Origin of the sequence: uncultured Demequina sp. (assembly GCF_913055775.1) — a bacterium.
Lineage (GTDB): Bacteria > Actinomycetota > Actinomycetes > Actinomycetales > Demequinaceae > Demequina.
This window is the reverse complement of the sequence record NZ_CAJXJX010000126.1, coordinates 1-7,866: the sequence shown is the minus strand read 5'-3', so window position 1 is coordinate 7,866 and position 7,866 is coordinate 1. Positions and strand designations below refer to the sequence as shown.

The window sequence follows — 7,866 nt, the reverse complement described above, 5'->3', positions numbered from 1 at the left end:
AATAGCATTCGTTTTTTGGACCTGCCACCAGGAGACACGAATGGCTCATCGCGATTTTCGGGACTTCCTCGCCGTGCTCGACCAGCGCGGCAAGCTTCAGCGGGTGACGCAGCCGGTCGATCGAATGTGGCAGCCGGCCAGCCTCGCGAAGTGGATGTTCCAGGCGATGCCGGAGGAGGACCGCTTCGGGCTGCTGTTCGAGAATGTCGAGGGATCGGAGTTCTCGCTCGCGACCGGCGCGATCGAGTTCACCAAGGAGCTCAGCGGCGACGGCGCCGCTCAGTACGCACCTGACGAATTCGAGATCACCGTGGTCTGCACCTCGCTCGGCGAAGAGGTCTACCGCAACACCTTCGACGTCGATGTCACCGTCGACCCGAGCGTGCTGGTCGACAACCTGCCGTACGAGGCCGAGTGCACGGTGGAGGAGGGCGAGTCCGGCCAGTACACCGTGGACGTTGACCCTGAGTCCGTGATCGTGCCTGATGGCGCGGTCGCGCCCGCGACGATCACCATCACGAACGACTACCCGCTCGCATCGCTCAGGCTCACCAAGCAGGTCGTGGGCGACGGAGGCGGCTCCAGCGTCGACCCGGAGGATGCCGGGCCCTTCGCGATCGCGGCTCTGTGCAGCTACCTGGGGGAGTTCGTGCTCGCGACGAACACCGGCGACTTCGACTCGCCGCCGGCGTTCCCGAACCTCATGGTGGTCGAACTCGGCCACCTGGACTCGGAGGTTCTCACGGGCCTGCCCGCAGGTGCCGAGTGCGTCGTGGGCGAGCTCGACCCACTGGACGCCACGGGCGTGGGCATCACGTGGGACGCCGGTGGGGTGACAGGGACCAACGTGTTCGATGCGGCCGAGACCCCACTGGTCTCGGACGCCTTCGCCCTGGTGCCCGACGACCCCCAGGGCCTCGAGCCGCCCGGCACCGAGAACGATGCGCTGGTCGTCAACCAGTACGCCGAGGGAAGCCTTGAACTGATCAAGGAACTCGATGGCCCAGCGGCCGACGAGCATGGAGGCGACACCTTCACCGTTGACGTGTACTGCACGTACCAACCCACGCAGCCTGCCGGCGCGGCGCTGATCGTGTCGTACGACGCCTCTGTCGACCTGACGCCCGGCGTGCCGGTCAGCATCGACGGCATCCTCGTCGGCTCCGAGTGCACGATCACCGAGAGCGAGTCAAACGGCGCAGACCAGTGGATCTTCGACCCGGCCGCCGACCCCGCGAATCCCGATCAGGGCTTCGTGGTGGTGGACTCGGACACGGTTGCCGTCGACGTGAGCGTCACCAACCGGTTCGAAGACCTCGTCGACCTCGACGTCACCAAGATCGTGAACGATGACCCGCTGAACGACGGTCAGGGAGGCGTGCCTGACGTGGGCCCGTTCCCCGTCACCGTCGAATGCACGTACGCTCCCGGCACGCCGTACGAGCGGGACGTGTTCGCCGCGGGGTACGGGCTGCTCACGCCCATGGAGAACGACCTCGCGGACGGAGACGTCTGGCTGCTCGAGGACATGCCTACCGGCACGGCGTGCACGGTGACCGAGGAGGACCCGGCGGGAGCGATCGGCACCACGGTCGAGGCCGAGAACGCCGTCGGCACGACCGGCGCTGTCGACGGCACCACGACCGACATCGCACTGACGGAGAACGGCCCCTTCGGCGGGACCACCAACCACGTCACGTTCGTCAACGAGTTCCCCGTCGGGTCCCTCGCTCTCGCGAAGGAGCTGACGGGCGATGGCGCCGCGGATCGAGGGGCAGGGCCCTTCACCCTGAACGTGGAGTGCACCTCGCCGGCGTTCGGCGTCGACTCCTGGTCCGGCGATGTGGTGCTGGGCGGCAGCGAGCCGCTGACGGCGACGATCGACGGCATTCTGGCGCCGTCTCTGTGCACGGTGACGGAGACCGACGACGGTGGCGCCGATGCGGTGTTCTTCGCACCTGCGCTGCCGGGTGCCCGTCAGAGCACGGTGCTCGTGACACCTGATGCCGTGGAGCCGGTCACTGTCACCGTCACGAACCACTTCGAGGAGCTCGCGTCCCTCGCGGTCACGAAGGTGGTCGAGGACACGATCGCGGATCAGAACGGCGACGTGCCTGATCTGGGGCCCTATGTGGTCGCCGTCGAGTGCATCTACGACCCGGGTGGCCCCAACGAGCACGAGGTCTACGCGGATGGACATGGCCTCCTGAAACCCATGGTGGCATTCCTCGACAACGGGGAGACTGTGGTCTACACCGGCCTTCCAGTGACCTCGGTCTGCACGGTCACGGAGCTCGTGGACGGAGGGGCCGCCGCGACCACGATCACGGTGTCCAACGCCGACGCCGCGGGCGCGGTCGTCGAGGGCAGCACGGGCGAAGTCGTCGTCACCCCGAACGACGACGCGGACTCGCCCACCACCGGGGCCCTGGTGACAAATGTGTACGACCCGGGATTCCTCGTCATCGACAAGGTGCTGTCCGGACCGGACGTCCCTGGAGTGGTCGGCCCCTACACGTTCTCGGTCGAGTGCGTCCTCGACAGGTCTCCGCAGCCTCCCGTCACCGTGTGGTCGGGCGAGGTGGTGCTCGGGGGCGGCGGGCCGCTCGCGGCGTCCGTCGACAACCTGGTCCCGGGCTCGGAGTGCACCGTGACCGAGACGGATTCGGGTGGCGCGGACGCGGTGGTGCTCACGCCGGCAGGCGCGGAGGACGGCACGGCGGTCGTGACGATCGAGGCGGGCGCTGAGGCGACCGTGACGGTCGAGAACATCTTCGACGACAGCCTGGCCGCCACCGGCTTCGACCGCTGGTGGGCGGCGTGGATCGCGCTGCTCCTCACCGGAGCAGGCGCCGCGATGGTTGCGGGGACCACGATGCGCGGCCCCGGACGGCCCTAGCCTGCGAGCGCCTCGCTCACCACGTCCTTCGCGGCTGCCTGCACCTGCGTCAGGTGAGCCTCGGAGACGAAGCTCTCCGCGTAGATCTTGTAGACATCCTCGGTGCCGGAGGGCCGCGCGGCGAACCACGCATCGGCCGTCGTCACCTTGAGCCCGCCGATGGCCGCACCATTGCCGGGCGCCTCGGTGAGCTTGGCAGTGATCTCCTGGCCAGCGAGCTCGGTCGCGCGCACCTGCGAGGGCGACAGCTTCTTGAGCGTGTCCTTCTGGGCCTTGGTCGCGGCGGCATCGACGCGCGCGTACCACGAGGACCCGAGCTCGTCCGTGAGTGCGGTGTGGAGCTGCGACGGGGTCCGGCCGGTGGCGCCGGTGATCTCCGACGCGAGCAGCGCCAGGATGATCCCGTCCTTGTCCGTGGTCCACACGCGGCCGTCCCGGCGCAGGAACGACGCCCCCGCGGACTCCTCGCCGCCGAACCCGGTGGTGCCGTCGAGCAGCCCCGGCACGAACCACTTGAAGCCCACCGGCACCTCCTCGACCCGGCGCCCCAGCTGCGTGCCCACCCGGTCGATGAGCGAACTGGACACGAGCGTCTTGCCGATGCGCGCATCGTCCCTCCACTGCGGCCGCGCGCCGCCGTAGAGGTACGAGATCGCGGCGGCCAGGTAGTGGTTGGGGTTCATCAGGCCGCCGTCGCGCGTGACGATGCCATGGCGGTCGGAGTCCGCGTCGTTGCCGGTCGCGATGTCGTACGGAGCGTCCGCGCCCTCCATGAGGCTGCGCAGGCTCGCCATCGCGGACGGCGAGCTGCAGTCCATGCGGATCTTTCCGTCCCAGTCGAGCGTCATGAACCGCCACGTGGGGTCCACTTCCGGGTTGACGACGGTGAGGTCGAGCCGGTGCTGCTCGCCGATCGCTCCCCAGTAGTCGACGGCGGCGCCGCCGAGGGGATCGGCGCCGATGCGCACGCCGGCTTCCCGGATCACGTCGAGATCGATGACGGTGGGGACGTGGTCGAGGTACAGCTTCAGGAAGTCGAACCGCTCCGTCGTGTCAGCAGAGACCGCGGCCTTCAGCTGCAGGCGCGGCACGTGCTTCCAGGCGCCGCCGGCGAGCAGTTCGTTCGCGCGGGCGGCGATCCAGGCGGTGGCATCCGTGTCTGCCGGGCCGCCGTGGGGCGGGTTGTACTTGAAGCCGCCGTCGCGCGGAGGGTTGTGGGACGGCGTGACGACGATCCCGTCGGCGAGGCCCGGCCCGCTGGTGCGCAGGCCGCCAGGTGAGACCGCGCCGTTCTCCACCAGGATCGCGAGCGACACCGCCGGCGTGGGCGTGTAGCCGTCGCGGGCGTCGATGCGGGTGCGCACGCCGGCTGCGGCGAGCACCTCGAGCGCGGTGTCCTGCGCGGGGCCGGACAGCGCGTGGGTGTCCTTGCCCAGGAACAGCGGACCGTCGGTGCCCTGTGCCTGGCGGTACTCGACGATGGCCGCCGTGGTCGCGACGATGTGCGCCTCGTTGAACGCCGTGTCGAAGGCGCTGCCGCGGTGGCCGGACGTGCCGAAGACCACCTGCTGGGCGGGATCCGCGGGGTCGGGGACCCTGTCGAAGTACTGACCGATGAGATCGTCGACGTCGATCAGGTCCTGAGGCTGGGCGAGGGTTCCTGCGCGCTCATTCATGGGTCCCACTCTTCCACTGGTGGACGCATCGCGTCCATCGCCACGGGCCGCGTGCCCATCGGGTCACAGGACGTTCACGAAAGCGTCAACTTCTGACAAAAGTCCCCGGATCGGGCGCTAGGCTGTTCCCGTGGCCGCCAAGCGCAGGAGCACCCCCGCACAGGCGCCTGCGGACGACGATGCACAGCAGGCGTCGACTCCGCCTGCCACCGCATCGGCCCCGCGCGCCAAGAAGCCGCGCGGGACCGCCGGCCGGCGCACCGCATCCGCGGAGCCGGCGGCCGCCGCCCGGCGTCGCGCCGTCACCCGCGCCGAGGACCTCCACGCGGCCGCGGCGCTGATCGTCGCCCATGACCAGGCACGACGGATCGCCGCGACCGTCAGGGCCGCGCGCTCGATCCCGGGCGTCGACCTCGTGCTCGTGGTCGATGACGCCTCCACGGACAACACGCAGGAGCTCGCCCGCAAGGCCGGCGCCGTGGTGGTCCGCCACTCGCATCAGCGCGGCCGTGCGGCGTGCGTCGAGACCGGAGCCTCCGTGATCGCGATGCGCGATGAGCCGGGCCGCACCCCGCGCGCGATCCTGCTGCTTCCCGGCTCCGTGGGACATCACGCCGTCGGGGCGGCGCCTCTCGTGCCTGCGGTCATCGAGCACGTCGCCGATCTCGCGGTCGCCGTGACGGAGGGCGAGACCACGGCGCTGGGCACGGCCGCGAAGGCTGCGCGGCGCGCGATCGAGCAGCGCTCCGGATGGACTCCGCAGGACCCGCTCGGCCACATCCGCTGCATCACCCGCGAGGCCATCGAGGCGGCGATGCCGATCGCGCGTGGGGCGGGGCTCGAGGTCGGCATGACGCTCGATGTCCTCGCCGCCGGCTTGACGGTGACCGAGGTGGCGTGCGAGGTGCGCCACCGCCCGCTGGGCGGCAAGCGCCCCTCAGCGGCGCAGCGCGCGGGCCGGTACCGTGACGTGATGGTCGCGGTCAGTGCGCGGCGCGCCAAAGCAGGCGCGTCGGGGGCGCGCGACGCGATCACGCGGCGCGGGCGGCGCTCGGACAAGGCCGCTGCGTCGACACCCGAAGCAGCGACCGCCGTCACGGACGCGGAGATGACCGAGGAGGACCGGTGACCACGAGGCCCCGATGCGCATACCTGGGGCCGCCCGGCACCTTCACCGAGACGGCGCTGCGCGCGATGGTCCCCGAGGACGAGGCCGAGTACGTTCCGGTGGTCGACGTGCCGGCCGCGCTGGGAGCGGTGCGCTCGGGCGACGTCGAGCACGCGGTCGTAGCGATCGAGAACACCGTCGAGGGTGGCGTCACGGCGACTCTGGACACCCTCGTCGACGGCTCGCCGCTGGTGATCGTGGGAGAGGTGGTGCTGCCCGTCGAGTTCGAGCTGGTGGCGCGCTCTGGGATCACCCACGGGGAGATCGCCCGCGTGACGGCTCACTCGCACGCGTGGGCGCAGGTGCGCCGGTGGGCCCACGCCACGATTCCTGACGCCGTCTTCGTGCCGGCATCCTCCAATGTCGCGGGCGCGCGGGCGGTGCTCGATGGCGAGGCCGTCGGGGGCGTGGAGGTCGACGCGGCGCTCGCGCCTCCCGGCACCGCCGCCCGACTCGGGCTCGCTCTGGTGGAGGAGCACGTGGCCGACAACCCGCACGCCGCCACGCGCTTCGTGAAGGTGGGGAGGCCGGCGGCGGTCGCCGAGCCCACGGGCCACGACAAGACCACCCTGATGGTGCACCTGCCGACCGACCACTCCGGCGCGCTGCTCGAGATGCTCGAGCAGTTCGCGGCGCGCGGCGTGAACCTCTCGCGCATCGAGAGCCGTCCGCGGTGGGACCGCCCCGGCGAGTACTCGTTCTCGATCGACGCGCTCGGTCACGTCGCGGAGGAGAGGATGGCGGAAGCCCTCATCGGCCTGCGACGCACCTGCCCGCTCGTGGTGTTCCTGGGTTCCTACCCGTCTGCGGGTGGGGACCTCACGCCGCTGGTGCCCGGCACCTCGGACGCCGCGTTCGCCGAGGCCCGAGACTGGGTAGAGCAGCTGCGCGACGGCACGCACTCCTAGCTTCTCTCCCTCCCTCCCGAGCGAAATGGGCCCGAATCGCTCGCCTAAGGCTCTAGTTGAGCGTCAATCGACCGCACTGCCAGTCCTCGAACCGCAGTTATCCACACCGGGCCCCTCTCCCTGACACGCGCATCGGCCCTTCGCCTACGGTGCCCGCATGCCGAGACACCGCCGCAAGCCCTCCGTCGCCGCTCTCATCGCGACGCTCCGCGAAGCCCCGCAGCCGTGGTCGAGAGCCGTGCTCGAGGATCGCTGGAGTGGCCGGACGCTCGCGGAAGCCGTGCGACTGGGGCACGCCGTGCGCATCGCGCCGGGCCAGTACGCCCACCGCACCCACGCGGCCGACCTGACCTGTCGGCTCGCGGCCGTCACCGCGTGGATGGCGCCCCACGGGACGATCTCGGGACTCGCCGCGCTGTGGCTCCGAGGATGGCGTGGCACGGAGCCGTCGCGTGTCGATGTGGTACTGCCGCGCGACGTCAAGCTTGCGAAGCCGCCCTATGTTGACACCTTTCGTGCCGACCGTCCTCCCCTGGCAGAGACCATCGACGGCACGCCGGTGGTCACCTCGCCGGAGGCTGCTCTCCTCGCGTGGAGACGCTCTCCGCCACATGCGCGGCGAGGCCTGCTGCTCGACCTCATTCGCGACGGCGCGGTCGATCCAGAGGAGCTTGACCGGCGTGTCGGCGCTACCCGACGCGTGCCCGACCGGGCGGCTCTGAACCAGGTCACGGCGCTCGCGCGCGATGGAGTGCAGAGCATGCTCGAGTACCTCGCGGCGACCGAAGTCTTCCATGGGCGCGAGTGGGCCGATTGGACGCGCCAGGGCGACATCGCAGTCGGGGCGGTCACGCTCCACCCGGACCTCGTGCACTTCGGGGCGCGTGTGGCCATCGAGCTCGACAGCCAACGCTTCCACTCGAACGATGGGCAGCGCCGCCGCGACATCGAGCGCGATGCGCTCCTGGCGTCAGTCGGATTCGTCGTGATCCGCCTCACGTGGGAGGACATCACTCGCCGACCACAGTGGTGTCGCGCGCGGGTGCGCGAGACGTTGCGCGCACGCACCTTCTGAGGGCCGATGCGTCGGTCGGGCCCGGCGACCGTCCTGGCGGTCGTTTCTCGCTCACCTTGGGCCCTAGGTGTAGTGCCCAGGGACGTTGTTTGAGTTCTGGGCGATAGGGAGGACCTCCGGGCAGAGTGGAGCTGTCTAGT

General features: G+C 70.4%; 5 protein-coding genes. 4 read left to right on the top strand and 1 reads right to left on the bottom strand.

The window, feature by feature from the left end:
• The first annotated feature begins 40 nt into the window (after positions 1-40).
• Positions 41-2,899 (top strand): DUF5979 domain-containing protein, encoded by a 2,859-nt coding sequence (locus QZ483_RS11450; RefSeq protein ID WP_297084090.1) that lies wholly within the window; start codon positions 41-43, stop codon positions 2,897-2,899.
• Here QZ483_RS11450 and pgm read toward each other — a convergent pair.
• Entirely contained in the window at positions 2,896-4,575 is a 1,680-nt protein-coding gene (pgm, locus tag QZ483_RS11445; protein WP_297084088.1) for a phosphoglucomutase (alpha-D-glucose-1,6-bisphosphate-dependent), read from the bottom strand. The two genes, QZ483_RS11450 and pgm, sit on opposite strands and share 4 nt — an antisense overlap.
• A 130-nt stretch (positions 4,576-4,705) precedes the next feature.
• Between pgm and QZ483_RS11440 the strand changes: the two genes are divergently transcribed.
• The 3 genes from QZ483_RS11440 to QZ483_RS11430 all read left to right on the top strand — a co-directional run bounded on the left by QZ483_RS11440 (position 4,706) and on the right by QZ483_RS11430 (position 7,726).
• Complete coding sequence (locus QZ483_RS11440) at positions 4,706-5,704, top strand: glycosyltransferase (protein WP_297084086.1); 999 nt, start codon at positions 4,706-4,708, stop codon at positions 5,702-5,704.
• Positions 5,701-6,651 carry a prephenate dehydratase gene (pheA, locus tag QZ483_RS11435; RefSeq protein WP_297084084.1) on the top strand — a complete coding sequence of 317 codons (951 nt, stop codon included), beginning with the start codon at positions 5,701-5,703 and terminating at the stop codon, positions 6,649-6,651. The genes QZ483_RS11440 and pheA overlap by 4 nt, the downstream gene beginning before the upstream one ends.
• 157 nt (positions 6,652-6,808) lie before the next feature.
• The gene (locus QZ483_RS11430; RefSeq protein WP_297084082.1) at positions 6,809-7,726 is read left to right on the top strand and encodes an endonuclease domain-containing protein; all 918 of its coding nucleotides are present in this window, start codon (positions 6,809-6,811) and stop codon (positions 7,724-7,726) included.
• Positions 7,727-7,866: the final 140 nt, after the last annotated feature.